Origin of the sequence: Streptomyces griseicoloratus, from assembly GCF_014534645.1 — a bacterium.
GTDB lineage: Bacteria > Actinomycetota > Actinomycetes > Streptomycetales > Streptomycetaceae > Streptomyces > Streptomyces griseicoloratus.
On sequence record NZ_JACVQF010000213.1, the window covers coordinates 1 to 25051 of the forward strand.

Genomic DNA, 25051 nt, shown 5'->3' on the forward strand with positions numbered 1-25051 from the left:
GCGTCCCGGAGCCGGCACCCGGCTCAGCCGATGCCGAACGCCCCGTCGGGAGGCACGGGTGACGGAACGGCGTCCTCGTCCCGCACCGGCCGGGCAGCGCCGATGAAGTCCCGCAGCGCGGACCCGTGCTCGACCCGGGCCGGGAAGACGTCGGCTGCCGTGAGCCTGGTCAGTCCCGCCGTGTCGAGGGGCCGGTGCGCGGCGACGAGGACGGCGTTGCCGAAGCGGCGGCCGCGCAGCACGCCCGGCTCGGCGATCAGCGCCAGTTCCTCGAAGAGCGTGGCGAACCCGGCCAGTTGCGAGCGCAGGAAGGCGAACGGCGCCGCGTCGGCCAGGTTGGCGAGGTAGACGCCGTCGGCCCGCAGGACGCGTTCGGCCTCGCGGGCGTAGGCGACGGAGGTCAGGTGCGCGGGGACGCGTGAGCCGCCGAAGACGTCGGCGACGAGGACGTCGGCGGAGTCCGCGGGGGCGGCGGCCAGCCAGGCCCGCGCGTCGGCGGCGTGCGTGACGATGTGCGCGCCCTCCGGCAGCGGCAGGTGCTCGGCGACCAGCTCCAGCAGGCCGCCGTCGGCCTCCACCACGTCCTGCCGGGAGCCCGGCCGCGTCGCGGCCAGGTACCGGGGCAGGGTCAGGGCACCGCCGCCGAGGTGCAGGACGTCCAGCGGACGCCCCGGTTCGGCGACGGTGTCCAGGACGTGTCCGAGCCGCCGCGCGTACTCGAACTCCAGGTGCGCCGGCTCGTCGAGGTCGACGTAGGACTGCGGCGCCCCGTCCACGGTCAGCAGCCAGGCCCGTTTCCGGTCGACGTCGGGCATGAGCTTGGCGGTGCCGTGGTCGGTCACCCGGGTGACGGGTATGGCTTCGTTCACCTTCCCATTGTGCCGGGGCGAAGCGCCCCGAAGGGGCGCGGGACAGCACCGGCGTGCGGCCCCGCAGCCCCCCGCGGACGCGCACCGCCCCTCAGTGCACGGCGGTCACGGTCCCCGCTCCCACGGTCCGCCCGCCCTCACGGACGGCAAACCCGAGGCCCGGCTCGAGAGGCACGTCACGCCCGAGTTCGACGGTCATGGTGACCGTGTCACCGGGCCGGGCGACGGCCGCCTCACCGAGGTCGACGTCACCGACCACGTCCGCCGTACGGATGTAGAACTGCGGCCGGTAACCGGTGGACACCGGCGTCGTGCGCCCGCCCTCGCGCGCCGACAGCACGTACACCTGCGCCGAGAAGCGCCGGGCCGGCACGACACTGCCGGGCGCGGCGACGACGTGCCCACGGCGCACCGTGTCGCGGGCGACACCGCGCAGCAGCAGGGCCACGTTGTCCCCGGCCTGCGCCTCCTCCATGGGCTTGCCGAAGGTCTCCAGCCCGGTGACCACCGTCTCGACGGACGCCCCGAGCACCTCGACCCGGTCGCCGACGCGGACGGTGCCGCGCTCGACCGCACCGGTGACGACCGTGCCCCGGCCGGTGATGGTGAGCACGTTCTCGACGGGCAGCAGGAACGGCGCGTCCAGATACCGCTCCGGCATGGGCACGTAGGTGTCCACGGCGTCGAGCAGCGCCTCGACGGACGCCGTCCACCGGGGGTCGCCCTCCAGGGCCTTGAGGCCGGAGACCCGTACGACGGGCACGGCGTCGCCGCCGTATCCGTGCGCGGTGAGCAGCTCGCGGACCTCCAGCTCGACCAGGTCGGTCAGCTCCTCGTCGCCCGCGTCGGCCTTGTTGAGGGCGACCACGATGTGGTCGACGCCCACCTGCCGGGCGAGCAGGACGTGTTCGGCGGTCTGCGGCATGATCCCGTCGAGCGCGGAGACGACGAGGATGGCCCCGTCGAGCTGGGCGGCGCCGGTGACCATGTTCTTGACGTAGTCGGCGTGGCCGGGCATGTCGACGTGCGCGTAGTGCCGGGTGTCGGTCTCGTACTCGACGTGCGCGATGTTGATGGTGATGCCGCGCGCGGCCTCCTCCGGCGCCCGGTCGATGCGGTCGAACGGGACGAAGGTGCCGGCGCCGCGCTCGGCGAGGACCTTGGTGATGGCGGCGGTCAGGGTGGTCTTGCCGTGGTCGACGTGACCCATCGTGCCGATGTTGAGATGCGGTTTGGTGCGGACGTAAGCCGTCTTGGGCATGGCGGTACCTCGAAGCCTCGTGGTGGCGGTGATGGGACCCCGGGAACTCGCCGACCCTCCCCCTGCGGGGTCCGCCGGACGATCCGGGGAGGGTCAGCTTCGGGCGCCGTCGACGGCGGTCAGGAAGTGGGGAACGGCAGCCTTCGGGGCATCCGCGGCGGCGGATGCGGCGAGGTGGAAGGCGTACCGGAACATGACGCCGATCATCGCCGACGCCTCGCCCGGCGTCGAATGGTTTTCAGCGCACGGCAGTTCGAGCGGTCACGGGCCGGTGTTCCGCGGCGCCTCCCGCACGGGCAGCGCGGCGAGGTGTGCGCCGCGGTTCGCCACGTCCGGTGTTTGCGCCGTTGTGACGCTCATGAGACGCACCATACGGCGATCACACACATTTGTCGGTTAGTGTCACCGGATGCTCGATGCCACCACCCGCTCTGGGGGCACCGCCACGGCCTCTCCCCGGGCCGTCACCACCGCCGCCGCCGGTCCGGTCGCGCCGGCCGGCTTCGCCGCCCGCGTGACGAGAGTGCTGCTCTCGCCGTGGTCCCGGCTGTCGCTGCTCGTCGCCCTGCTGGCCTCGGCCGCGGTGACGGTGCTGCTGTTCGAACCGCAGAAGCTGCTCGTGCACGGCTGGCCGCCACAGCTCGGCGGAGCCGCGGCGGCGGTGGCGTACGCGCTGGCCTACGGGCTGTGCACGGTCGCGTTCGTGCCGCGCCCGCTGCTGAACCTCGCGGCCGGTGCCCTGTTCGGCTCCCAGATCGGCCTGGTCTCGGCCCTGGCGGGCACGGTGCTCGGCGCCGGCATCGCCTTCTGCCTCGGCCGGGTGCTGGGCCAGGAGGCGCTGCGCCCGCTGCTGCGGGGCAGGTGGCTGAAGGCCGCGGACGGGCAGCTCAGCCGGCACGGCTTCCGCTCGATGCTGGCGGCGCGGCTGTTCCCCGGCGTGCCGTTCGCCGCCGCCAACTACTGCGCGGCCGTCTCCCGCATGGGCCTGCTGCCGTTCCTGCTCGCGACGGCCCTCGGGTCGATCCCGAACACGGCCGCCTACGTCGTCGCCGGCGCCCGCGCCTCGGCACCGACGTCGCCGGCCTTCCTGATCGCCCTGGCCGGCATCGCCCTGCCGGGACTGGCGGGCGCGGTGGTGGCCTGGCGCAAGCGGCACCGGCTGCGGGGGCGCTGACGGGACGTCCGGCACCGGGTCGCACGCGGGGCGGGCGGCGCCCGGGCCGGGAGGGCGACCCGGCCCAACCCCTGTGCCGTTCCATTCACCCAAGGACGCTACGCTGCCCCTCGACACGCCCGACCCCTGATCACCGCACGTGGCGGCTCGGTGTGTCCATCGTCCGTTCCACGATCGGCCACTTGGACTCCGTAACTTCATGTCTTGGTTTGAATCTCTCATCCTCGGACTCGTCCAGGGGCTGACCGAGTTCCTCCCCGTGTCCTCCAGCGCCCACCTGCGGCTGACGGCGGCGTTCTCCGGCTGGCACGACCCGGGCGCGGCCTTCACGGCGATCACCCAGATCGGCACGGAGGCCGCCGTACTGATCTACTTCCGCCAGGACATCGGGCGGATCATCTCGGCCTGGACCCGGTCGCTCCGGGACAGGACCATGCGCAAGGACCCCGACGCGCGCATGGGCTGGCTCGTGATCGTCGGCTCGATCCCGATCGGCGTGCTCGGTCTGACGCTGAAGGACCAGATCGAGGGGCCGTTCCGCGACCTGCGGGTCACCGCGACCATGCTGATCGTCGTCGGTGTGATCATCGGCGTCGCGGACCGGATGGCGGCGCGCGACGAGACCGGCGGCCGGCACCGCGCGCCCAAGCGCCGCAAGGAACTGCAGGACCTGGGCGTCCGCGACGGCCTGATCTACGGCCTGTGCCAGGCCATGGCCCTCATCCCCGGCGTCTCCCGCTCCGGCGCGACCATCAGCGGCGGCCTGTTCATGGGCTACCGGCGCGAGGCCGCGGCCAGGTACTCCTTCCTGCTCGCGATCCCGGCGGTGCTCGCCTCCGGCCTGTTCGAGCTGAAGGACGCGATGGAGAGCGACCACGTCAGCTGGGGGCCGACGATCTTCGCGACGATCATCGCCTTCGCCACGGGGTACGCGGTCATCGCCTGGTTCATGAAGTTCATCTCGACCAAGAGCTTCATGCCGTTCGTCTGGTACCGCGTCGCGCTCGGCGTGGTGATCATCGTTCTGGTCGCGTTGGGCGTCCTCAGCCCGCACGCCGCGGAGTCGGCGGGCTGACGCACACGGTCCTGTAGCCGTCCGGTAGCGCACTGTCAGTGCTTGCCCCTAGGCTTGTCCGCATGTCCCCCGATTTGGTTACCCCTGGTTCCGTGCGGTCCGCCGCGGAGCTGAACGAGCAGATCCGCGCCCTGTGGCGGCGCGCGGGCGGGACCCTGTCGTCCCAGGAGCGCGCGGAGTACGAACTGCTGGTGGTCGAGTGGGCGGCCGCGATCCGGGGCGAGGTCATCGAGGCGGCGTGAGCCGGGCGCCGGCCCGAGGCACGCGCCCCTCAGCGGCCGCCCGCCACCCGCAGCACGGCCCCCGTCGTGTACGAGGCGTCCGGCGACATCAGCCAGGCGATGGCGGCGGCGATCTCCTCGGCCCGGCCAGCACGGCGCAGCGGGATCGCCGGAGCCATCTGCCGGACCCGGTCCGGCGCGCCCATCGCGGCGTGCATCTCCGTGTCGACGAGGCCCGGTGCGACCGCGTTGACGCGGACACCGTCCGGGCCGAGCTCCTTGGAGAGCCCGACCGTCAGGGCATCGATGCCGGCCTTCGTCGCCGCGTAGTGGACGTACTCCCCCGGGCTGCCGAGGGTCGCCGCACCCGACGACACGTTCACGATCACGCCGTTGCCCCGGGCGGTCATGAGCTGCGCGGCGCGGCGGGCGCACAGCAGCGCGCCCAGGAGGTTGACGTCGAGGACGCGGCGCAGGTCCGTGGTGTCGCTGTCGGCGAGGCGGCCCAGCGGACCGGTCACCGCCGCGTTGTTCACCAGCCCGGTCACCGGTCCGAGGGTGCTCTCGGCGACGTCGAAGAGCCTGTCGACGTCGGCCTCGGCCGAGGTGTCCGCCCGGACCGTGACAGCGCGGCCGCCGGCCTCGCGCACGCCCGCCGCCACCGCTTCCGCGGCCGCCTCGTCCCGGACGTAGCCCACGGCCACGTCGTGCCCGTCCGCCGCGAGGCGCAGGCAGGCCGCCGCGCCGATTCCCCGGCTGCCGCCGGTGACCACCGTGACCGGACGCGACATGAGGACCTCCTGAAACGACTCGTTTGATCGATCATCGATCATCTTAGGCGCGATCATCGTGGCCGCACAGGTGCGCGGGCCACCGAATACGGCCGCGCCCCTTGGCTGGGCACCTCCCATGCCCAACACTGAGCCGATGACGCAGCGTGTGGAACTCGCGACCGTGAGGGACCGGCTGGCGGTCGACCAGTTGGTGACCGACTACGCGGTGGCGCTGGACGACGGGGACTGGACGGCGTACCGGGAGCTGTTCGCACCGGGCGGGCGGGCCGACCACCGGGCGGCCGGCGGCATCGCGGGGGACGCCGGGCAGGTCGCCGCGTGGCTCGCGGAGAACCTGCGGCCGTTCCCGGTACGGCAGCACCTGATCGTCAACCGACGGGTGCGCTTCGGCGTCTGGGAACAGGACACCGGCGACACGGCCCGCCTCCGGGCCGACTACGTCAACGCGATGGGCCCCGCCGGCCGGGACGGCGTCCCGGGTACGCCCGACTTCCTGAGCGGCGGCCGGTACGTCTTCGGGCTGCTGCGGACGGCTGACGGCTGGCGGCTCGGCGAGGTGGTCGCCGAGGAGAAGTGGCGGCGCCTGTGATCGACTGTGCCGGTGCCGGTGCCGCCCGGCCGGATCTTCTGCTCCCGGTCCCGCCCAGGGGCGCACACTGACGGCACCACGGGGTAGGGAAGCGCCTATGAAGACGCTGGGCCACTGGCTCGCCTCCCCCTGGCGGCGCTCGGCCGTCGCCGCCGTCGCCGGCGCCCTGCCCGTGCTCGCCTTCCCGGCCCCCGGCCTGTGGTGGTGGGCCTGGGTCGCCCTGGTCCCCTGGCTGCTGCTCGCCCGTGCCGCGCCGAGCGGGCGCCGGGCGGTGTACGACGGCTGGTGGGGCGGGTTCGGGTTCATGCTGGCCATGCACCACTGGCTGCTTCCCAACCTGCATGTGTTCACCTTCGTCATCGCCGCGCTGCTCGGCGCGCTGTGGGCCCCGTGGGGCTGGCTGGTGCGCCGTCTGCTGGGCTCGGCACCCTCGGGCGGCCGGGTCGCGGCGGCACTGGTCGTGCTGCCCTCGGGCTGGCTGGCGGTGGAGCTGGTCCGCTCCTGGCAGGGGCTCGGCGGCCCCTGGGGCATGCTCGGCGCCAGTCAGTGGCAGGTCGCGCCGGCGCTGCGGCTCGCCTCGGTCGGCGGGGTGTGGCTGCTCAGCTTCCTGGTGGTGGCCGTCAATGTGGCCGTGGCCGTCCTGATCGCCGTCCGCCGCGCCCGCGTGCCCGCCGTGGCCGGGCTCGTCGCGACCGCCGCGGCCACCTCGGCGGCCTGGGTGTGGTCACCGCGCCCGGACACCGACGAGCGGGTCGCGGTCGCCCTGGTGCAGCCGGGCGTCGTGGCCGGGCGGGACAGCGCCGACCGCCGGTTCGACCTCGAGGAGCGGCTGACCCGCCGGCTGGCCGGCCGGGACGTCGACCTGGTCGTGTGGGGGGAGAGCAGCGTCGGCTTCGACCTGGACGACCGGCCCGACCTCGCGCGCCGTCTCGCGGCGCTGTCGCGGGAGACCGGGGCGCGGATCCTGGTCAACGTGGACGCGCGGCGCTCGGACAGACCCGGCATCTACAAGAGCTCGGTGCTCGTCGGCCCCGACGGCCCGACGGGAGACCGGTACGACAAGATGCGGCTCGTGCCCTTCGGGGAGTACGTGCCGGCCCGGTCCGTGCTCGGCTGGGCCACGTCCGTCGGCGAGGCGGCGGGCGAGGACCGCAGGCGCGGCTCGCGCCAGGTGGTGATGGACGTCGGGGACGGGCTGCGGATCGGGCCGATGGTGTGCTTCGAGAGCGCGTTCCCCGACATGAGCCGCCGTCTCGCCGCGGACGGCGCCGAGGTGCTGCTCGCCCAGTCCTCGACCTCGACGTTCCAGCACAGCTGGGCGCCGGGGCAGCATGCGTCACTGGCCGCGCTGCGCGCCGCGGAGACCGGCCGCCCGATGGTGCACGCCACGCTGACGGGGGTCTCCGCGGTGTACGACGCGAGCGGCGCGCGGATCGGGCCGTGGCTCGGCACCGAGGCGAGCGCGGCGCACGTGTACGAGGTGCCGCTCTCCCACGGCAGCACGCCCTACGTCCGCTTCGGCGACTGGCCGGTGCGGGCGGCGCTGCTGGTCCTCGCCGTCTGGGGCGCTGCCGAGGGCGTACGGACGCTGCGGCTCAGGCGTGGCGCTCCTGCACCGCGCGTACGACCCGCTCGCACAGTTCATGGGTCTCCAGCGCGTCCCGGGCACTGAGCACCTTGCCCGCGCGCACGGCGTCCAGGAAGGCCAGGACCGCCTGCTCGATGCCGCGCTGCCGGGCCACCGGCACCCAGTCGCCGCGCCGCCGCACGGTCGGCTGGCCCCGGTGGTCGATCACCTCGGCGAGGTTGACCACCTGCCGCTTGGTGTCCTGGCCGGAGACCTCAAGGATCTCCTCCGCCGAACCGCTGAGCCGGTTCATCACGCCGAGCGCGGTGAAGCCGTCCCCGGCGAGCTGCAGCACGACGTGGTGGAGCAGGTCGCCCTCGACGCGGGCACGGACGCCGACGTCGTCGATCTGTCCGGGCACCAGGAAGCGGAGCGTGTCGACGACGTGGATGAAGTCGTCGAGGATCATCGTGCGCGGTTCCTCGGGCAGCCCTATGCGGTTCTTCTGCATGAGGATCAGCTCGCGCGGATGCTCGGCGCACTGCGCGTACCCGGGGGCGTAGCGGCGGTTGAAGCCGACGGCGAGGCTCGTGTTCCGCTCCTCGGCCAGGGCCACCAGCCGCTCGGAGTCGGCGAGGTCGTAAGCGAGCGGCTTGTCGACGTAGGTCGGGACGCCGGCCCGGAGCAGCCGGGTCACGATCTCGGGGTGGACGGCCGTCGGCGCGTGCACGAAGGCGGCGTCGAGGTCCTGGGCGAGAAGCGCGTCGAGGTCCGCGTGCCGCCGGTCCGGCGGGAGGTGGAGGCCGTCGGCGATGCGGGTGAGCGTCGCCGGGGTGCGGGTCTGCAGGTGCAGCTCGACCCCGGGCAGGCCGGCGAGCACGGGAAGGTACGCCTTCTGCGCGATGTCGCCGAGTCCGATGCAGCCGACCTTCACGGGGTGTGCTCCTCACTGACGCATGTCGGGACGGGTGTGCTGCGAAGCATACGGCCGCTGCGGGGGCCGCCAGTCGGCGATGCCGTCGAAGCTGCGCAGGAACAGCGCGGGCCCGGCCTTCGACAGGGCGGCGATCACCGCGTTGCGTACGGCGATGCCGGCGCGGTTGCTCATCATGTCGAGCCGGGCGACCTTGACGGCCTGGCGCGCGATGGCGGTCGTGCGGGGCAGCCTGGCGGCGGTGTAGGCGGCGAGGTCGTCACGGTGGTGGGCGAGCACGATCGCGTCCTCGATGGCCTGGTTGCCGCCCTGGCCGAGGGTCGGCGGCATGGCGTGCGCGGCGTCGCCGAGCAGGGCGACCCGGCCGCGGTGGTAGGCGGGCAGCGGCTCGGCGATGTGGTGCACGTCGTGGCGCAGGACGTCCTCGGGGCGGGCGGCGGCCAGGACGGCGGGGATGGGGTCGTGCCAGTCGCCGTACCGGCGCAGCAGCTCCGCCCGCTCGTCGTCCGGTGCGTGCCCGCCGGCGGGGGTGACCGCGGCGGCGTAGGCGTAGACCCGGCCGTCCTTGAGCGGGTGCGTGCCCCAGATGCGGCCCGGGCCCCAGCTCTCGTGCGAGGCGAACCGGACGCCGGGCACCGGGATCACGACCCGCCAGGTGGTGAATCCCGAGTAGACGGGGCCCGGGTGCTGCGGGAACAGCACCCGGCGTGCGGCGGACCGGATGCCGTCGGCGGCCACGACCAGGTCGGCCTCCAGTTCGCCGTCGGGTGTGCGGACCGTGGCCGGCCGATGGGCGTCGCCGGGGTCGGTGACGGTCGCGGCGGCGGCCGTGCGGACGGCGTCCGGCGGCAGCTGGGCGGTGAGGCTGTCGATGAGGGTGGCCCGGTGCAGCAGCACGAGGGGACCGCCGAAGCGCCGGGCCGCGGCGTCGGCGTCGGAGCGGGAGAGCCAGCGTCCACGCGGGGTGCGCAGTCCGCCGTCGCCCTGCCAGGCGGCGAGGTCGCGGATCTCGTCACCGAGGCCGATGACGTCCAGGGCCCGGAGGGCGTTGGGGGACAGGGAGATCGCCGCCCCGATCGGCTGGAGCGTGGGGGCGCGCTCCAGGACGGTGACCTGGGTCCCCCTGCGGTGCAGGGCCGCCGCCGCGGTCAGCCCGCCGATTCCGCCGCCGATCACGACGGCCCGCATCGACCGTGCCATGGCTCCTCCTCGTCTCCACCGCACTCACTACAACTGTAGTGAGGTGATGTCCCGACTGTACTACAGCTGTAGTTCCGCGGGTAGGTTGACCTCCATGTCCGTACGCACCGCAGGCGCCTCGCGCTCCGATCTCGTCGCCGACACCGCTCTCGCCCTGCTCGCCGAGCGCGGGATGCGCGGGCTCACGCACCGGGCGGTCGACGAGGCGGCCGGACTCCCCCAGGGCTCCACCTCCAACCTCGCGCGGACCCGGCAGGCGCTCCTGGAACTGGCGGTGCGGCGCCTGGCCGAGCGGGAGGCGCGGGTGCTCGGGCTGCACGAGATGCCGGACCCCCGCGGCGGCCTCGACGCCCTGGTGGACGCGCTGGCGCTGGCGACGCACCGGGCCCTGACCCGCAACCGGGAACTGACGCTGGCTCGCTACGAACTCGCCCTGGAGGCCACGCGCCGCCCCGAGCTGCGCGCCCATTTCGACGCGGCGGGCGCCCGTTTCCGCGACCAGCTCGACGCCCTCGTCAGGGCCATGGGATCGGCCGACCCCGACCGGCACGTGCTGTCGCTGGTCGCCTGGGCGGACGGGCTGATGTTCTCCTGCGTGGCCGGGTCCTTCCACGCCGAGGTCCCGGGCCTCGCGGAGGTGCGGGCGGGCCTGCGCGAACTGCTCGACGGCATGCTGGGCGGCTGAAACCCCGTGGTGGGACCGGGCCCGCGTCGGCGAGGATGCGGGCATGACCACCGAACGCCGTGAACCCGCCAACGACGCCGACGAACGCACCATGCTGGAGGGCTGGCTGGACTACCACCGCAGCACCCTCGCGTGGAAGTGCGAGGGCCTGACCGACGCCCAGCTCAGGACCGCCTCCGTGGCACCCTCCGGACTGTCCCTGATGGGCCTGGTGCGGCACATGGCCGAGGTGGAACGCAGCTGGTTCCGCAGGGTGCTCGCGGACGAGGACGCCGGGCCCATCTACTACGGCGACGAGGACCCGGACGGCGAGTTCCGGCTGACCGAGGGGGACACCTGGCAGGAGGCGTACACCACCTGGCAGACCGAGATCGCGATCGCCCGCCGCCATGCGGCCGGCTTCCGTCTCGACGAAATGTCCCGGGGAAGGCACCGGCGGACCGGCGAGCGGTTCAGCCTGCGCTGGATCCACACCCACATGATCGAGGAGTACGCGCGTCACAACGGCCACGCCGACCTGATCCGCGAGTGCATCGACGGCGCCACCGGCGACTGACGTCACCCCCGCCGGTCCCGGGGCCCTCGTACGGGGCCGGAGATCACCCGTGTGGGCCAACCGAGGCCCGTCCCGCTGCCATGGAGCGCGCCCGACCCGCCAGAGTGGCGCGCGTGCATCGATCGACGACCACCGCAGCGCTCCTGGTGACCGTGACGGCCTCCGCCCTGACCGGCTGTGTGACGGTCCAGCGGACACCCGGGTCCGACCCGGCGGCGGCCGGCGCCCGCTCGTCGGCGCCGCGTCCCGACGGCCCGGTCACACCGCGGGCCGTGCAGCCCCCGGCCCGGGAGGCACTGGAGCGGATCACCCCCTCCGACGGCCCGGACCGCGCCTCCGGCGAACCCCGGAGCACGGTCCCCTCCGCGACGCCACCGCGGCGCAAGGCCCCGGCGGCCCGACCGGAACCGCGGCCGCGGACGGCCCGCCCCGAGCCGCGGCAGCGGGAGGGCGGGCCCACGCCGGCACCCCGTCCGTGGACCCCTCGTCCCGCCGGCCCGGCCGGCGGGCGTGCGGGCGGGGACACCGCGGACCTGTGCTCCCTCGGGAAGACGTACGGCGGCTGGCGGGCGGGCAGCCCCGAGGCGGTCATCTGCGAGCAGGCGTACGGCCGCTGAGAGCGCCCGCCCCTAGGGCCGCTGCCGCGGCGGGCCCCAGGGCCAGGGTCCCTCCGCCGAGGGGCCGTCGTCGCCCAGCCGCAGCTCCATGCGGCCGATCTCCATGCGCACGCCCTCGCCGTAGCGGTCGTCGCCCAGCGACTCGGCCGCGTACCGGGCCCGCCGCAGATGGGCGCGCGCGGCCTCGCGGTGGCCGAGCCTGTCGTAGTCGGCGGCGAGGTTGAGGTGGAGCGTCGGGTAGAGGGCGCGCGCGGCGAGGGCCCCGGGGTGCTCGGCCAGCCGGTCGGCCGTGAGTTCCTCGGCGGCGGCCAACGCCCTGAGGTCCCAGGCCAGTTCGTCCCCCGGGTCGTCCTGGGTGTCGGCCAGGTAGTGGGCCAGGGTGCAGCGGTGCAGCGGGTCGCCGTGCTCGCCGATCTCGGCCCACAGGTCGAGGAAGCGACGCCGGGCCTCCTCGCGGTCGCCCGCGTGATGCAGCATGACGACCTGCCCGATCCGCGTCGGCACGGCGTCCGGCGCCGCCTGCTCCTGTCCCTTGGCCACCGCGTCCTCCGTACCACTCGTCGGCTGTTCCCGACGAACGCTAACGGCACGCACCGGCAATCCCGGTCAGGCGGCTCCGTGGGGCACGGGCCGGCCGGTGGCGGACCGGCCCGTCCGGCGGGGTCAGCCCAGGTTCGGGATGCGCCAGTCGATGGGCTCGTGGCCCTGCCGGGCGACCGCCTCGTTGATCTGCGTGAACGGGCGGGAGCCGAAGAACTTCTTCGCCGACAGCGGCGAGGGGTGCGCGCCCTTGACCACGGCGTGCCGCGTCTCGTCGATCAACGGGAGCTTCTTCTGCGCGTAGTTGCCCCACAGCACGAACACCGCCGGGTCGGGCCGGTTCGCCACCGCGCGGATCACCGCGTCGGTGAACAGCTCCCAGCCCCGGCTCTTGTGCGAGTTGGCCTCGCCCGCCCGGACGGTCAGCACGGCGTTGAGCAGCAGGACGCCCTGCTTCGCCCACGGCATCAGATAGCCGTTGTCCGGGATCGGGACGTCCAGCTCCGCGTGCAGCTCCTTGTAGATGTTCCGCAGGGACGGCGGGACCTTCACGCCCGGCCGGACCGAGAAGCACAGGCCGTGGCCCTGGCCCTCGCCGTGGTACGGGTCCTGCCCGAGGACCAGCACCTTCACCCGGTCGTACGGCGTGGCCTCCAGGGCGGCGAAGACCTCCTCGCGCGGAGGGTAGACCGGGCCGTTCGCCCGCTCCTCCTCGACGAACTCCATCAGCTCCTTGAAGTAGGGCTGCTGCAGCTCGCCGCCCAGCACCTCGCGCCAGGACTCGGGCAGCATGGCGATGTCGGTCACGTCAACTTCCTTACGCTGTGCGGTCGCTTCCAGGCCACAGAACCTACAGGCGACCACTGACAACCGGGCCCCGGGGGCGTTCGGCGAGGGCGTGGCCGCCCCTACCAGCTGGTCTTCCGGTAGAGCTGCCACATCATCATGATCGTCGACGGGTCCAGGGCCCGCTCCGCACCCGAGATGTCCTCGCTCGCGGCCACGTACTGCTTGCCCTGCCACAGCGGGAGCAGCCGCGCGTCGTCCACGAGGATCTGCTGCGCCTCCTCGAACTCCTTCACCACGTTGGCGCGGTCCCCCTCGCGCCGCGACCGGGGCAGCAGATCGCCGGTGATCTCCGGCGCCGGGTAGGGCGTGCCGAGCGCGTTCTGGTCGCCGACGAAGGGGGCGATGAAGTTCTCGGCGTCCGGGAAGTCGGGGGACCATCCGCGTCCGAACACCGGGTACTCGCCCTTCTGGTAGCCGGTGACGTACGTCTTCCAGGGGCGGCTCTTGAGGGTCACCGTGAACAGGCCGGAGGCCTCCAGCTGGCGCTTGAGCTCCTTGAACTCCGCGGCCGTCTCGGAGCCGTAGCGGTCGGTGGTGTACCAGAAGGTCAGCGGGACGGGCTCGGTGATGCCCGCCTCGGTGAGGATCGCGCGGGCCTTGGGGACGCTGGGGTCGCCGTAGTCGTCGAAGAAGCCCGTGGTGTGGCCGGTCAGCCCCTTCGGGACCATCGAGTACAGCGGGTCGACGGTGTCCTGGTAGATCGTGTGGGCTATCGCGGCCCGGTCGATCACCTGGGCGACGGCCTGGCGCACGGCCCTCCGGCCCGCCCAGGGGTCCTCGGGGTTGAAGACCAGGTAGCTGATCTCCGTACCGGTGCCCTCGACCAGCTGGAGGTCCTCCTCCTTGCTGGCCCTGCCCTGGAGCGTGATGATGTCGTCGGCCGCGAGGCCCCGGTAGGTCACCTGGATCCGGTCGTCGCGCAGCGCCTTCACCATGGCGGCCGAGTCCTTGAAGTAGCGGATGGTCACCGCCTTGTTGCGGCGCTCCGCGAAGCCCTTGTATCGGTCGTTGCCGACGAGTTCGGCCTGCTCGCCGTCCTCGTACGACCGGAGGGTGTACGGCCCCGAGCCGACGACGCCGCCCTCCTCGCGCAGGGAGTCCGCCGGGTAGGTGTCGGGGTCGACGATCGACATCGCGGGCGTGGCGAGCACGAAGGGGAAGGTGGCGTCCGGCTTGTTGAGGTGGAAGACGACCTCGCGCCCGCTCGGTGCCTGGACCCGGTCGAGGCTGCCCAGCAGACCGGCGGGGCCGCCGTTGACGTTGATCTTCCTGATCCGGTCGATCGAGTGCTTGACGGCCTGGGCGTCCAGCGGGTCCCCGTCGGAGAAGGTCAGGCCCTCGCGCAGCTCGCAGCGGTACACCTGGTTCGTGCTGTCCGTGAACGCGCACTCGGAGGCCGCGTCGGGCTCGGGGGCGGTCGCGCCGTTGGGGTAACTCAGCAGGGTCTGGTACACGTTGCGGAAGAGCTCCCAGGAGCCGTCCCAGGACGCGGCGGGGTCCAGCGTGCTGGGGGCACTGGTCGTCCCGACGACGATCGGTTTCTCCTCGTCGGAGGGGTCGGACGACAGAATGCCGCACCCGGTGACCAGTGATGACATGGACGCGATGGCCGCCACCCGCCGCAGGCATCGGTTCCGGTTGAACACGCGCACGCTCCTCGATCTGCCGTACCAAGGGTCGGCAGACCATACCGCAGCGCCACGCCCCCTGAACCCCCTTCTGAACAGGGGTTTTGATCATTTCGGGAATGACTACGTTGTCATGACCCCTGAAGTCTCGAAACGCGGACACGGGCGCCGTCGTCGACGGCGCCCGTGCCGGGATCGCGAGCGTCAGGCCACGCCGGCGTTCAGGAAGATGCCGCCGTCGACCACCAGCGTCTGGCCGGTGATCCAGTCGGACTGGGCGGAGGTGAGGAACGCGGCGGCGCCGCCGATGTCGGAGGGCACGCCGAGCCTGCCCAGCGGGTAGCCCGCGGCGGCCTCCTCCTCCCGGCCCTCGTACAGGGCCGCGGCGAACTTGGTCTTGACGACCGCCGGGGCGATCGCGTTGACCCGCACCTTGGGCGCGAACTCGTGCGCCAGCTGTGCGGTCAGGTTGATCAGCGCGGCCTTGCTGACCCCGTAGGCGGCGATGAAGGGCGAGGGCGACAGCCCCGCGACGGAGGCGATGTTGACGATCGCGCCGCCGTTGTCCTTCTGCCAGGCGTGCCAGGTGCGCTGGGCGAAGCCGAGCGCCGAGATCACGTTGGTCTCGAAGACCTTGCGCGCGATGTTCAGGTCGAGGTCGGCGATCGGGCCGAACACCGGGTTGGTACCGGCGTTGTTGACCAGGAAGTCGACGCGGCCGAAGGCCTCCATCGTGCGCTCGACGGCGACGGCCTGGTGGGCCTCGTCGTGCGCCTTGCCGGCGACGCCGATGACCCGGTCGGCGCCGAGCTTGTCGACGGCCTCCTTCAGGGCCTCCTCGTTGCGGCCGGTGATGCACACCCGGTCGCCGCGCGCGACCAGCGCCTCGGCGACGCCGTAGCCGATGCCGCGGCTGGCGCCGGTGACGAGGGCGACCTTGCCCGAGAGTTCCACTGTCATGTCCGTTTCCCCGGCCCCTAGTCGAGCGGTCCGCCGGCCACGTACAGCACCTGGCCGGAGACGAAGCCGGCGGCCTCGCCGGTGAAGAAGGCGATGGCGTTGGCGATGTCGTCGGGCTCGCCGACGCGCTGCACCGGGATCTGGGTGGCGGCGGCGGCCTTGAAGTCCTCGAAGCCCATGCCGACGCGCTCGGCGGTCGCGGCCGTCATGTCGGTGGCGATGAAGCCGGGGGCGACGGCGTTGGCGGTGACGCCGAACTTGCCGAGCTCCTTGGCGAGGGTCTTGGTGAAGCCCTGCAGACCGGCCTTGGCCGCCGAGTAGTTGACCTGGCCGCGGTTGCCGAGCGCGGAGGAGGAGGAGAGGTTGACGATGCGGCCGAAGCCGGCGTCCACCATGTGCTTCTGGCAGGCCTTCGACATCAGGAAGGCGCCGCGCAGGTGCACGTTCATGACGGTGTCCCAGTCGGAGACGCTCATCTTGAACAGCAGGTTGTCGCGCAGCACGCCCGCGTTGTTGACGAGGATCGTCGGCGCGCCCAGTTCCTCGGCGATCCGCGCGACGGCGGCCTCGACCTGCGCCTCGTCGGAGACGTCGCAGCCGACCGCGATCGCCTTGCCGCCGGCCGCGGTGATCTTCTCCACGGTGTCCTTGCAGGCCGCCTCGTCGAGGTCGATGACGGCTACGGCACGGCCCTCGGCGGCCAGTCGTACGGCGGTGGCGGCCCCGATGCCGCGCGCGGCGCCGGTGACGACGGCGACCCGCTGCTCAGTGGTGGACATTGCTGCTTCTCCTCGACCTAGGGGTGCGGCTCATGCGGAGCGCCCTGCGGTGAGCGACCGCTTAGTACCTTCAGCAGACGTGACGCTAGAAGCACCGGCACCCGGTGTCAACGGGACACCGGCCCGGTGTGATCCATTACCTGGGCCCCACGTCCGGTTTCCGGCCCCGAATCGCCCGTTCGGCCCAGTGGGGCGGGCCGTCCCACGGGCAACGCCGGCCCCGGGTCGACGGGACACAGTGCGCGGCGCGATACCGCAGTGGCGTGGCACGCGGCGGCCTGGACGGCGGCGACGCTCCGGACGGCCCGGACGGTGACGCCGAGGCCGACACGGCGGCCTGGACGGCGGCAACGCTCCGGACGGCCCGGACAGTGCCCCCGAGGCCCACGCGGCGGCGCCCGGAGCGGCGGCGGCGCAGCGGACTCCGGCGGGGCGCGCCCTTCCGCGGCCGCGGCTCGACGGGGAGAGGTGTGCCCGACCGGGCGGCTCGGACGCCGGCGTCGGCCCGGCCCGTCACGGGCGTCTCGCTCACCGGCGGCCAGGCGCCGGGCGGCACCGCCGGTCGCTCGCGGAGGTGACGGCCGTGCCGTCTACCGCACCAGCAGGTCCAGCAGCCGTTCGGTCTCGGCCGCCGGATCGGCCGTGAGACCGGTGTGGACCGGACCGGGCTGGACGATCGTGGAGCGGGGGGCGATCAGCCACCGGAAACGGCGGCCGGCATCGTCGCCGGACGCCTGGCCCGCCGCGGCCCCGCCGGCGCACACGCCCTCGACGGCACGCAGCGCGGCCCGCACGCCCGCCAGGTCCACGGCGGCGTCCAGCGCCAGCAGCCTGGCCTCGTCCAGGTGGGTGCGCGCGCCGACGTACGCCTTGGCACGGCAGTACACCAGCACCCCGGCGTTGACGCACTCGCCGCGCTCGACGCGGGGCACGACGCGCAGCAGCGCGTACTCGAAGACGTGCCGTTCGCTCACCGGTCCCCCTCCGTTCCGTCGATGCCCTTGATGCGCTCGTGGACGACCGCGGCGCGGGCCAGCAGCGGCCGGGCGTAGGCCCGCCGGAGGTCGTCGGGCGTGACGAAGCCCGGCTCGTCGGCCAGCCAGACGTCCGGGATCTCGGCGGTGACCTCGGCGAGGAGTTCCTCGGTGACCAACGGCGCGAGTGCCGCGGCGGCCGCGGCGACGTCCGGTGCGAACGGCGCGAGGGCGTGGTCGCGCGCGTCGTAGGGGCGGGCGGCAGAGGCTTCGGCGCCGGGCCAGTTGTGGTGCCAGATCATGGTCGCGCCGTGGTCGATCAGCCACACCTCGCCCCGCCAGCGCAGCAGGTTGGGGTTCCGCCAGGACCGGTCGACGTTGTTCACCAGCGCGTCGAACCAGACGATCCGCCCGGCCTCCTCGGGGCTCACCTCGAAGGCGAGCGGGTCGAAGCCGAGCGCACCCGAGAGGAAGTCCATGCCGAGGTTGGTGCCGCCGCTGGACTTGAGCAGTTCCTGCACCTCCTGGTCGGGCTCGCCGAGGCCCAGCACCGGGTCGAGGCCGACGGTCACCAGCCGCGGCACCCGGAAGCCGAGCCGGCGGGCGAGTTCGCCGCAGACCACCTCGGCGACGAGGGTCTTGCGGCCCTGCCCGGCGCCGGTGAACTTCAGGACGTACGTCCCGAGGTCGTCGGCCTCGACGAGTCCCGGCAGCGAGCCGCCCTCACGCAACGGCGTGATGTAGCGGGTCGCGATGACTTCCTTGAGCATCGCCCCAGGTTACCGGCGTGCCGACGGCAGGGCGCCGGGCACGGTCTGAACGGCACGCGCCCGCCGGCCGTACCTCTCTGTAGATCACTCATCCACCCCGGAAGGGAACGCCAGCATGACCAGCGCACAGTTTCAGCCCGCAGCGGGACCGGCACGTCGTACCGTCGTGGCGGCGGCCGGAGCGGCGGGGCTCGCCGTCGCGCTGACCGCGTGCGGGGGCTCGGACGACGACGCCTCCGGCGGCAAGGCGGCGGACTCCTCCGGTTCGGGCGGCGGTGAGAGCTCCGGTGCCGGGACGGCGCTGGCGGCGACCGCCGACATCCCCGAGGGCGGCGGCAAGGTCTTCCCCGATCAGAAGGTCGTCGTCACCCAGCCGGCCGCCGGTGAGTTCAAGGCGTTCTCGGCCACCTGCACCCACCAGGGCTGCGCGGTGAAGAGCGTCTCCGGCGGTCTCATCAACTGCCCCTGCCACAACAGCAGCTTCTCGATCACCGACGGCAGCGTGCAGAGCGGCCCGGCGCCCAAACCACTGCCCGCCGTGCGGATCACGGTCAGCGGGGACTCGGTCCGACTGGCGTGACAGGAAGGGGCCGCATGACCGTCACTCAGCGCCGGGGCCGGAAGATCATGATGACGGCCGGTGAGCTGGACGCGTTCCTCACCACCCAGCGCACCTGCCGGGTCGCCACGGTCTCGGCCGGCGGCGCCCCGCACGTGAGCACGCTGTGGTTCGCCTGGGACGGCCGCGCGATGTGGCTGTACTCGGTGGTGCGCAGCAGGCGATGGGCGGATCTGCGCCGCGACCCCCGGGTGGCCCTCGTGGTCGACACCGGCGAGGAGTACGACGAGCTGCGGGGCGTTGAGCTGTCCGGCAGCGTGGAGTTCGTGGGCGAGGCTCCGCGCACCGGCGAGCTGTGCGCCGAGCTCGACGTGCCCGAGACGCTGTTCGCCCGCAAGAACTTCGGCCTGGACGAGATGCCGCACGACGGCCGGCACGCCTGGCTGCGGCTCGTCCCCGAGAAGGTCGTCTCCTGGGACTTCCGCAAGCTGGCGTCGCTGTAGGGCAGCAGGGCAGGGTGCCGGCGGCCCGGCGGCGGAGCCCGGCCGCCGGGTCAGCCCACCTCGCCGGCCGAGGTCTGCAGGGCCCGCACCGCCGCCCGGATGGACGGGCGGCGGTCGGCGTCCGCCCGCCAGACCACGTACACGTGCCGGCGCACCCGCTGCCGCAGCGGCACGGTGACGACGCCGGCGGGCATCGGATGGCGTCCGAGCAGCGGGACGATGCACACGCCGAGCCCCACCGCGACCAGCCCGAGCTGGGTGTGGGTCTCGGCGGCACGGTGGCCGACGATCGGTTCGATGCCCTTCGAGCGCAGGGTGAACATCAGCCACTCGTGGCAGAACTCGCCCTCGCCCCAGGTGATCCACTCGTCCTCGGCGAACTCGGCGAGGTCCACCTCGTCCCGGCCGGCGAGCCGGTGGCCTTCCGGCATCGCCACGTCGGCCGGGTCGTCCAGGAGCGGCGCCTTGACCAGGCCGTCGGGCAGCGGCATCGGCTTGTTGTACCAGTCGAGCACGACGGCCAGGTCGAGGTCTCCGCGCACCACCCCGGCGATGCCGCGCTCCGGCTCCAGTTCGCAGGAGCGGATCCGCAGGGCGGGGTGTTCGGCGCGCAGCGCGGCCAGCGCGGTGGGGAACAGCCCGCGCGCGGCCGTCGGAAAGGCCGACAGCCTCAGCTCGCCCACCACCTGCCCGCGGTGGGCCTCCAGGTCGGAGCGGGCCAGCTCGACCTGGGAGAGGATGCGCGCCGCGTGCTCGGCGAGCAGCCGGCCGGCGTCGGTGAGGCGTACGCCCCGGCCGTTCTTGGCCAGCAGCTGCTGGCCGACCTCGCGCTCCAGCTTGGACATCTGCTGGGAGACCGCCGACGTCGTGATGTGCAGGCCCTCGGCGGCGCCGCTGACCGATCCGTGCCGGGCGAGGGCGTCGAGGGTGCGCAGGCGCTCCAGGTTCAACATGTAAGCGATGCTACGAGGTATCGGGCGCGGATTCTCGATTGTGCTACGAGATTCCTTGTCGCATCGTTGCCTGCATGAGCAGCGTTCACCCCTCCCGCGCGCCCCGCCGCGCCCTCGACTGGCGACTCCGCTTCGGTCTCCTCTCCCTCGTCTGGGGCTTCAGCTTCCTCCTGATCAAGGTGGGCACCGAGAGCTACGCCCCGTTCCAGGTCACGCTGGGCCGGCTGGTGTTCGGTACGGCGGTGCTGGCGGTGGCGATGGCCGTCAAGCGGGAGCGGCTGCCGCGCGGGGCCCGGACGTGGGCGCACCTGGCGGTCGCCGGGTTCCTGCTCAACGCGCTGCCGTTCTCGCTCTTCGCGTACGCGGAGCTGACGATCCCCTCGACGCTCGCGGGCATCTGCAACGCGACCTCGCCACTGTGGGGGATGGCCCTGTCGCTGGTGGCCCTCTCCGAGGACCGGCCGACGCGGCTGCGGGTGGCCGGGCTGGGCATCGGCTTCCTCGGCGTGCTGACGGTGCTCGGCGCCTGGCAGGGCTTCCGGGGCCTGGACGCCACGGGCACCGCGCTGGCCCTGCTCGCCTCGCTCAGCTATCCCGTCGGCTGGATCTACGTCCGTCGCACGCTGGCCGGCTCGGGCCACTCCCACCTCTCCCTGACGGGTGTCCAGTTGCTGCTGGCGACGCTGCAACTGGCGGTCGTCACCCCGGTGTTCACCACGTTCCCGTCCGAGTTCCCCGTCGTGCCGCTGCTCGCGGTCGCCGCGCTGGGCGCCCTCGGCACCGGGTTCGCCGTCCTCGTCCAGTACGGCCTGGTCGCCGAGGTCGGCCCGACGACGGCCCAGATGGTCACCTACTTCATCCCGGTCATCGCCACCGCCGCGGGCGTCGCGATCCTCGGCGAGTCCCTGGCCTGGTCCACCCCGGTCGGCGCGCTGATCGTGCTCGCGGGCGCGGCACTGACGCAGGCCGGCCCCAAGGCCGCCCCCTCCACCACGGAGCCCGAGCGCTCCGCGCCGGTCCGGCGGAAGGCCACGGTGGGCTAGGTGCGGCGACCCGCGCCGTTGTCCACCGGCTGACGGGCGCGGTGCGCCGATGGGGGCGGTGCGCCGGTGTCGCACCGCCCCCATCGGCGCACCGCGCCCGGAACGCCCCGTCGACGGACCGGACCTGGACGCCACCACCGGCGGACCGGGCCCGGAGGCCGCCACCCGCAGCACGCAGCTACACGTAACTCCGCGTCGATCCCCGCAGCAGTGCCGCGGCGACCGCGTCCGCCAGCGGGCCGATGTCCTGCTCCGCCAGCGTCGAGACGGTGACGCGGATGCCGGGCGGCGCGCTCATCCGGAAGCGGGCGCCGGGCGCCACGGCCCAGCCGGCGTGCAGCAGCCGGGCGACGGCACCGGTCTCGTCCGGCACGGGAATCCAGACGTTCATGCCGCTGCGGCCGTGCGCCGCGACGCCGCGCTCCGCGAGGGCGCCGAGCAGCGCGTCCCGGCGCCGCCCGTACGCCGCCGCCACCGCCCCCGCGTCCACCGAGCCCTCGGCCCAGAGCCGGGCCACGGCCCGCTGGGTGATGCGGCTGACCCACCCGGGCCCCAGTCGCTGCCGCCCGCGCACCCGGTCGAGCGTGACCGCGTCACCGGTGAGCACGGCGAGCCGCAGGTCGGGCCCGTAGGCCTTGGCGGCCGAGCGGACGAAGGCCCAGCTGTGCGTCGTACCGGCGAGGGGGTGCAGGGGCAGGTCGACGATCCGGTAACCGTGGTCGTCCTCGATCAGCAGCGTCTCCGGGTGGTCGCACAGCACGGACCGCAGGGCACGCGCGCGCGTGGCGCCCACCGCGGCACCCGTGGGGTTCTGCGCCCGGTCCGTGACGACGAGGGCGCGTGCACCGGCCGCCAGGGCGCGGCGCACGTCGTCCGGCAGCGGGCCCTCGTCGTCGACGCCGACGCCGACCGTGCGCAGGCCGAGGGCCGGGACGAGGTCGAGAAGGCTGCCCCAGCCCGGGTCCTCGACGGCGACGGCGTCGCCCGGCCTGAGATGCGCCGCCAGCACCCGTTCCATGGCGTCCAGCGATCCGGACGTGACGGCGACGGGGCCGTCGGGCACCCCGTCGGCGTCCAGATCGGCCCGTGCCAGACGCACCAGCTCCGGCTCCAGGGCCGCGTGCCCGTACAGCATCGGCTCCCGGTCGCCCTGCCCGGCCGCCGCGGCGAACACCGGGCCCAGCGCGGGCAGCAGCGCCGGGTCAGGGTTGCCGTCGGAGACGTCGCGCACCCCCTCCGGCACCTCCACCCGGATGAACTCGCGCCCCGTGGTGGCCGGCTTGGACCGCACCCGGCTCCCCCGGCGCCCGGCGGTCTCGATGACCCCGCGCTCCCTCAGCGTGCGGTAGGCGGCCGCGACGGTGTTCGGATTCACCCCCAGCCGGTCGGCCAACTCCCGCATCGGAGGCAGCGGTTGGCCCGGTTCCAGCTCCCCCGAGCCCACCGCGCGCTCGATGCTCGCGGAAATCTCCGCTGCGCGTCGCCCCGTGATCAGATACTCTCCTAGCACAAAGCCAATTATGCACTAGTGCAATGGAGAGCGCCATGCAGGGGACCTCGCAGACGCCGTCGCGGCCCACCACCGCCTACACGCCCACCGACCGCACCGTCCCCACCCGCTCCCCCGACCGCGCGTCGTACGACAAGGAGCTGGTGCACGCGATACTCGACGAGGGCTACGTCTGCCACCTCGGCTTCGTCCGCGACGGCGCCCCGGTGGTGCTGCCCACGCTGTACGGCCGGGTCGGCGAGCGCCTCTACGTCCACGGCTCCACCGGTTCGCGCCCCCTGCGGATGGCGGGCGGGGCCGACCCGGGGCTGCCGGTGTGCCTGACCGTCACCCACGTCGACGCGCTGGTGCTGGCCCGCTCCGCCTTCCACCACTCGATCAACTACCGCTCGGTGGTGGTGCACGGCACCGCCCACGACGTGACGGACCCCGACGAGAAGCGGCAGGCCCTGGACGCCCTGGTCGACCACGTCGTACCGGGCCGCTCCTACGACTCCCGGCCGGCCAACAAGAAGGAGCTGGCGGCCACCGCGGTCATCCGCCTCGACCTGGACGAGGTCTCCGCCAAGGTCCGCACCGGCGGGGTGAACGACGAGCCCGAGGACCTCGCCCTCCCCCACTGGGCCGGCCTCGTCCCGCTGCGCAAGGGCTACGAGGCCCCGGTCGCCGACCCCGGCCTGGCCCCCGGCACCGCGCTGCCCGGCTACCTCGCGGAGCTGTGATGCTGATCCACCCCTGGGACGCGCCCCACGACGACGCCGAGTGGCAGCACTGGCTGGCCGAGCACGACTTCGGCCAGCTCGCCGTGAGCGGCCCGCCGGGCGAGCCGCCCCACGTCCAGCCGCTGCACTTCGCCTACGACGCCGGGCGCGCCGAGGTCGTCACCCACCTGGCGCGGCCCAACCCGCTGTGGCACGCGCTGGAGGCGAACCCGGACGTCCTGCTGAGCGTGGTCGACGACTACGTGTACGTCCCCGGCCCTTGGCAGGCCGCGCCGGACGGCCCGCCCGAGCACGGCGTGCCGACCAGCTTCTACGCGGCCGTCCAGCTCCGCTGCCGCGCCCATGTGGTGGACGACCCGGACGAGAAGGCCGACCTCCTCAACCGCCAGGTCGGCCACTTCCAGCCGGAGGGCGGTTCCGCGCGGGCGGCGGCGGGCGAGGCGCCGTACGGGCGGATGCTGTCCGGGATCCGCGGCCTGCGGCTGGAGGTGACCGGCGTACGGGCGAAGTTCAAGTACGCGGGGCACCGGACCGAGGAGGTCCAGGACCGGATCGCCGCCGGGCTCGCCCACCGGAGCGGCCCCGGCGACGCGGCGGCCCGGGAACACCTGCTGCGCCGCAGGGGCACCTGACCGCGGGGCTCCGGGGGCGGAGGCACCCGACCGCACGGCATCCTCCGGCGGTCAGGCCCCGCGTGCCGTCACACGAGCACCGGCCGCTCCTGTCGCGTCCGTGCCTCGCGTGCCTCCGCCACCGCAAGCCCCGCGACCGAGCCGAGCATCAGCAGGGTGCCGGCCAGGGTGGCCGCCGTGAGGTGCTCGCCGAGCAGGGCGACGGCCAGCACGGCCGCGCTGACCGGCTCCAGGAGCATGATCACGGACACGGTGGCGGACCGCACGACGGCCGCGCCGGCGAAGTACAGGCCGTAGGCGAGGGCCGTGGGCACGGCCGCCACGTACGCCAGCAGCCACAGGAGCCGGCCGGGGTCGGCGGTGTGCGGCACCAGGCCCTCGGCCAGGGCCAACGGCAGCAGGCACAGGCTCGTGACGGCGAACGCGCCGACGGACGTGGCGGCGGCGTCCGTCCCGCCGTCCCGGCCCCACCAGCGGGTGAGCAGGGTCATCACCGAGTACCCGGCCGCAGAAAGCAGCGCGAGGAGGACGCCCGCCGGACGTACGGTCGCGCCGCCACCGCCGAGCACGAGCACGCCGAGCCCGGCGAGCGCCCCGGCCACGGCGAGGGCCCCGCCCCGGCCCAGACGCTCCCCGAGGCCCAGCCGCGCGCCGAGCGCGATGAGGACGGGACCGGCGCCGAGGGTGACGACCGTGGCCACGGCGAGCCCGGTGGACCGCACCGCGGCGAAGTAGGCGGTCTGGAACACGGCGAGCCCGAGGCCGGTGACACCGGCCCGCAGCGCCCTGCGGCCCAGCGGTTCGCGGACGGCGGTCCGCACGCGCGGACGCAGCAGCCGGGCGGCGAGCAGCAGCACCAGGCCGGCCGCGCAGCGCCAGAACGACAGGGCGACCGGCCCCATGTCGCTGGTCCGGTACACCAGCGACGCGGCGGCGCCCGCGGTGCCCCAGGCGGCACCGGCGACGATCAGATAGAGGAGGCCACGCCCGACGGGCAGGCCGGAGACGGCATTCGACACGAGTTCTCTCCGCAGACGCGCACAGGGCGCGGAAGTTCGGAGCACCCCACGAGCAGGGGCGCAAGGAC

The 25051-nt window shown here is 73.8% G+C and carries 28 protein-coding genes; 13 read left to right on the forward strand and 15 right to left on the reverse strand.

Annotated features, from left to right (window positions below):
* Positions 1-23 precede the first annotated feature (23 nt).
* Both H0H10_RS25680 and tuf read right to left on the reverse strand, forming a co-directional pair.
* Complete coding sequence (locus H0H10_RS25680) at positions 24-869, reverse strand: spermidine synthase (RefSeq protein ID WP_188183486.1); 846 nt, start codon at positions 867-869, stop codon at positions 24-26.
* A 91-nt stretch (positions 870-960) separates the two neighbouring features.
* Positions 961-2130 (reverse strand): elongation factor Tu, encoded by a 1170-nt coding sequence (tuf, locus tag H0H10_RS25685; RefSeq protein WP_188183487.1) that lies wholly within the window; start codon positions 2128-2130, stop codon positions 961-963.
* A 409-nt stretch (positions 2131-2539) separates the two neighbouring features.
* Between tuf and H0H10_RS25690 the strand changes: the two genes are divergently transcribed.
* The 3 genes from H0H10_RS25690 to H0H10_RS25700 all read left to right on the forward strand — a co-directional run bounded on the left by H0H10_RS25690 (position 2540) and on the right by H0H10_RS25700 (position 4621).
* Positions 2540-3304 (forward strand): TVP38/TMEM64 family protein, encoded by a 765-nt coding sequence (locus tag H0H10_RS25690; protein ID WP_188183488.1) that lies wholly within the window; start codon positions 2540-2542, stop codon positions 3302-3304.
* Between the two features lie 199 nt (positions 3305-3503).
* Positions 3504-4379 carry an undecaprenyl-diphosphate phosphatase gene (locus tag H0H10_RS25695; protein ID WP_188183489.1) on the forward strand — a complete coding sequence of 292 codons (876 nt, stop codon included), beginning with the start codon at positions 3504-3506 and terminating at the stop codon, positions 4377-4379.
* Between the two features lie 62 nt (positions 4380-4441).
* Entirely contained in the window at positions 4442-4621 is a 180-nt protein-coding gene (locus tag H0H10_RS25700) for a hypothetical protein (protein WP_188183490.1), read from the forward strand.
* A gap of 29 nt (positions 4622-4650) precedes the next feature.
* Here H0H10_RS25700 and H0H10_RS25705 read toward each other — a convergent pair whose 3' ends face one another.
* Positions 4651-5391, reverse strand: a complete 741-nt coding sequence (locus tag H0H10_RS25705; RefSeq protein ID WP_188183491.1) for an SDR family oxidoreductase — start codon at positions 5389-5391, stop codon at positions 4651-4653.
* Between the two features lie 136 nt (positions 5392-5527).
* Here H0H10_RS25705 and H0H10_RS25710 point away from each other — a divergent pair, with 136 nt between their 5' ends.
* Together H0H10_RS25710 and lnt are read left to right on the forward strand one after the other, a co-directional pair.
* The gene (locus H0H10_RS25710) at positions 5528-5983 is read left to right on the forward strand and encodes a nuclear transport factor 2 family protein (protein ID WP_188183492.1); all 456 of its coding nucleotides are present in this window, start codon (positions 5528-5530) and stop codon (positions 5981-5983) included.
* A 97-nt stretch (positions 5984-6080) separates the two neighbouring features.
* Complete coding sequence (lnt, locus tag H0H10_RS25715) at positions 6081-7655, forward strand: apolipoprotein N-acyltransferase (RefSeq protein WP_188183493.1); 1575 nt, start codon at positions 6081-6083, stop codon at positions 7653-7655.
* Here lnt and H0H10_RS25720 read toward each other — a convergent pair.
* Both H0H10_RS25720 and H0H10_RS25725 read right to left on the reverse strand, forming a co-directional pair.
* Positions 7579-8484: a Gfo/Idh/MocA family protein gene (locus H0H10_RS25720; RefSeq protein ID WP_188183494.1), complete on the reverse strand. Its 906-nt coding sequence runs from the start codon at positions 8482-8484 to the stop codon at positions 7579-7581. The genes lnt and H0H10_RS25720 overlap by 77 nt on opposite strands.
* Before the next feature lie 12 nt (positions 8485-8496).
* Positions 8497-9684, reverse strand: coding sequence for an FAD-dependent monooxygenase (locus H0H10_RS25725; protein ID WP_188183495.1), 1188 nt, complete (start codon positions 9682-9684; stop codon positions 8497-8499).
* A gap of 94 nt (positions 9685-9778) precedes the next feature.
* Here H0H10_RS25725 and H0H10_RS25730 point away from each other — a divergent pair, with 94 nt between their 5' ends.
* From H0H10_RS25730 to H0H10_RS25740, 3 genes are all read left to right on the forward strand, one after another.
* Positions 9779-10369, forward strand: coding sequence for a TetR/AcrR family transcriptional regulator (locus H0H10_RS25730; protein WP_188183496.1), 591 nt, complete (start codon positions 9779-9781; stop codon positions 10367-10369).
* A 43-nt stretch (positions 10370-10412) separates the two neighbouring features.
* Positions 10413-10925 carry a DinB family protein gene (locus H0H10_RS25735; RefSeq protein WP_188183497.1) on the forward strand — a complete coding sequence of 171 codons (513 nt, stop codon included), beginning with the start codon at positions 10413-10415 and terminating at the stop codon, positions 10923-10925.
* A 113-nt stretch (positions 10926-11038) separates the two neighbouring features.
* The gene (locus tag H0H10_RS25740; RefSeq protein ID WP_309141893.1) at positions 11039-11542 is read left to right on the forward strand and encodes a hypothetical protein; all 504 of its coding nucleotides are present in this window, start codon (positions 11039-11041) and stop codon (positions 11540-11542) included.
* A gap of 12 nt (positions 11543-11554) precedes the next feature.
* Here H0H10_RS25740 and H0H10_RS25745 read toward each other — a convergent pair whose 3' ends face one another.
* From H0H10_RS25745 to H0H10_RS25775, 7 genes are all read right to left on the reverse strand, one after another.
* Entirely contained in the window at positions 11555-12082 is a 528-nt protein-coding gene (locus H0H10_RS25745) for a hypothetical protein (RefSeq protein WP_188183499.1), read from the reverse strand.
* 123 nt (positions 12083-12205) lie between these two features.
* Positions 12206-12889, reverse strand: coding sequence for a uracil-DNA glycosylase (gene ung, locus H0H10_RS25750; protein ID WP_188183500.1), 684 nt, complete (start codon positions 12887-12889; stop codon positions 12206-12208).
* Positions 12890-12990: 101 nt separating this feature from the next.
* Positions 12991-14577, reverse strand: coding sequence for an ABC transporter substrate-binding protein (locus H0H10_RS25755; RefSeq protein WP_188183501.1), 1587 nt, complete (start codon positions 14575-14577; stop codon positions 12991-12993).
* Between the two features lie 186 nt (positions 14578-14763).
* Entirely contained in the window at positions 14764-15519 is a 756-nt protein-coding gene (locus H0H10_RS25760; protein WP_188183502.1) for an SDR family oxidoreductase, read from the reverse strand.
* Positions 15520-15536: 17 nt separating this feature from the next.
* Positions 15537-16298: a 3-oxoacyl-ACP reductase FabG gene (gene fabG, locus H0H10_RS25765; protein ID WP_188183503.1), complete on the reverse strand. Its 762-nt coding sequence runs from the start codon at positions 16296-16298 to the stop codon at positions 15537-15539.
* Between the two features lie 590 nt (positions 16299-16888).
* A complete protein-coding gene (locus tag H0H10_RS25770) occupies positions 16889-17272 on the reverse strand; it encodes a DUF3037 domain-containing protein (RefSeq protein WP_188183504.1) in 384 nt (127 codons plus the stop codon).
* Positions 17269-18042: a HipA family kinase gene (locus tag H0H10_RS25775; protein ID WP_188183505.1), complete on the reverse strand. Its 774-nt coding sequence runs from the start codon at positions 18040-18042 to the stop codon at positions 17269-17271. Before H0H10_RS25775 ends, H0H10_RS25770 begins: the two co-directional genes overlap by 4 nt.
* A gap of 115 nt (positions 18043-18157) precedes the next feature.
* Here H0H10_RS25775 and H0H10_RS25780 point away from each other — a divergent pair, with 115 nt between their 5' ends.
* Complete coding sequence (locus tag H0H10_RS25780) at positions 18158-18622, forward strand: Rieske (2Fe-2S) protein (protein ID WP_188183506.1); 465 nt, start codon at positions 18158-18160, stop codon at positions 18620-18622.
* Positions 18623-18636: 14 nt separating this feature from the next.
* Positions 18637-19104: a pyridoxamine 5'-phosphate oxidase family protein gene (locus H0H10_RS25785; protein WP_188183507.1), complete on the forward strand. Its 468-nt coding sequence runs from the start codon at positions 18637-18639 to the stop codon at positions 19102-19104.
* Positions 19105-19154: 50 nt separating this feature from the next.
* On the opposite strand, the gene H0H10_RS25790 is transcribed toward H0H10_RS25785, so the two are convergent.
* Positions 19155-20057 carry a LysR family transcriptional regulator gene (locus tag H0H10_RS25790; protein ID WP_188183508.1) on the reverse strand — a complete coding sequence of 301 codons (903 nt, stop codon included), beginning with the start codon at positions 20055-20057 and terminating at the stop codon, positions 19155-19157.
* 74 nt (positions 20058-20131) lie between these two features.
* Between H0H10_RS25790 and H0H10_RS25795 the strand changes: the two genes are divergently transcribed.
* Entirely contained in the window at positions 20132-21100 is a 969-nt protein-coding gene (locus H0H10_RS25795; RefSeq protein WP_188183509.1) for a DMT family transporter, read from the forward strand.
* A 178-nt stretch (positions 21101-21278) separates the two neighbouring features.
* Here the strand turns inward: H0H10_RS25795 and H0H10_RS25800 are convergent, their stop codons facing one another.
* Positions 21279-22610 carry an aminotransferase class I/II-fold pyridoxal phosphate-dependent enzyme gene (locus H0H10_RS25800; RefSeq protein ID WP_188183510.1) on the reverse strand — a complete coding sequence of 444 codons (1332 nt, stop codon included), beginning with the start codon at positions 22608-22610 and terminating at the stop codon, positions 21279-21281.
* Positions 22611-22645: 35 nt separating this feature from the next.
* Here H0H10_RS25800 and H0H10_RS25805 point away from each other — a divergent pair, with 35 nt between their 5' ends.
* Positions 22646-23332 carry a pyridoxamine 5'-phosphate oxidase family protein gene (locus tag H0H10_RS25805; protein ID WP_188183511.1) on the forward strand — a complete coding sequence of 229 codons (687 nt, stop codon included), beginning with the start codon at positions 22646-22648 and terminating at the stop codon, positions 23330-23332.
* Positions 23332-23964 carry an FMN-binding negative transcriptional regulator gene (locus tag H0H10_RS25810; protein WP_188183512.1) on the forward strand — a complete coding sequence of 211 codons (633 nt, stop codon included), beginning with the start codon at positions 23332-23334 and terminating at the stop codon, positions 23962-23964. The genes H0H10_RS25805 and H0H10_RS25810 overlap by 1 nt, the downstream gene beginning before the upstream one ends.
* Positions 23965-24032: 68 nt before the next feature.
* On the opposite strand, the gene H0H10_RS25815 is transcribed toward H0H10_RS25810, so the two are convergent.
* Complete coding sequence (locus H0H10_RS25815; RefSeq protein ID WP_188183513.1) at positions 24033-24983, reverse strand: DMT family transporter; 951 nt, start codon at positions 24981-24983, stop codon at positions 24033-24035.
* Positions 24984-25051 lie beyond the last annotated feature (68 nt).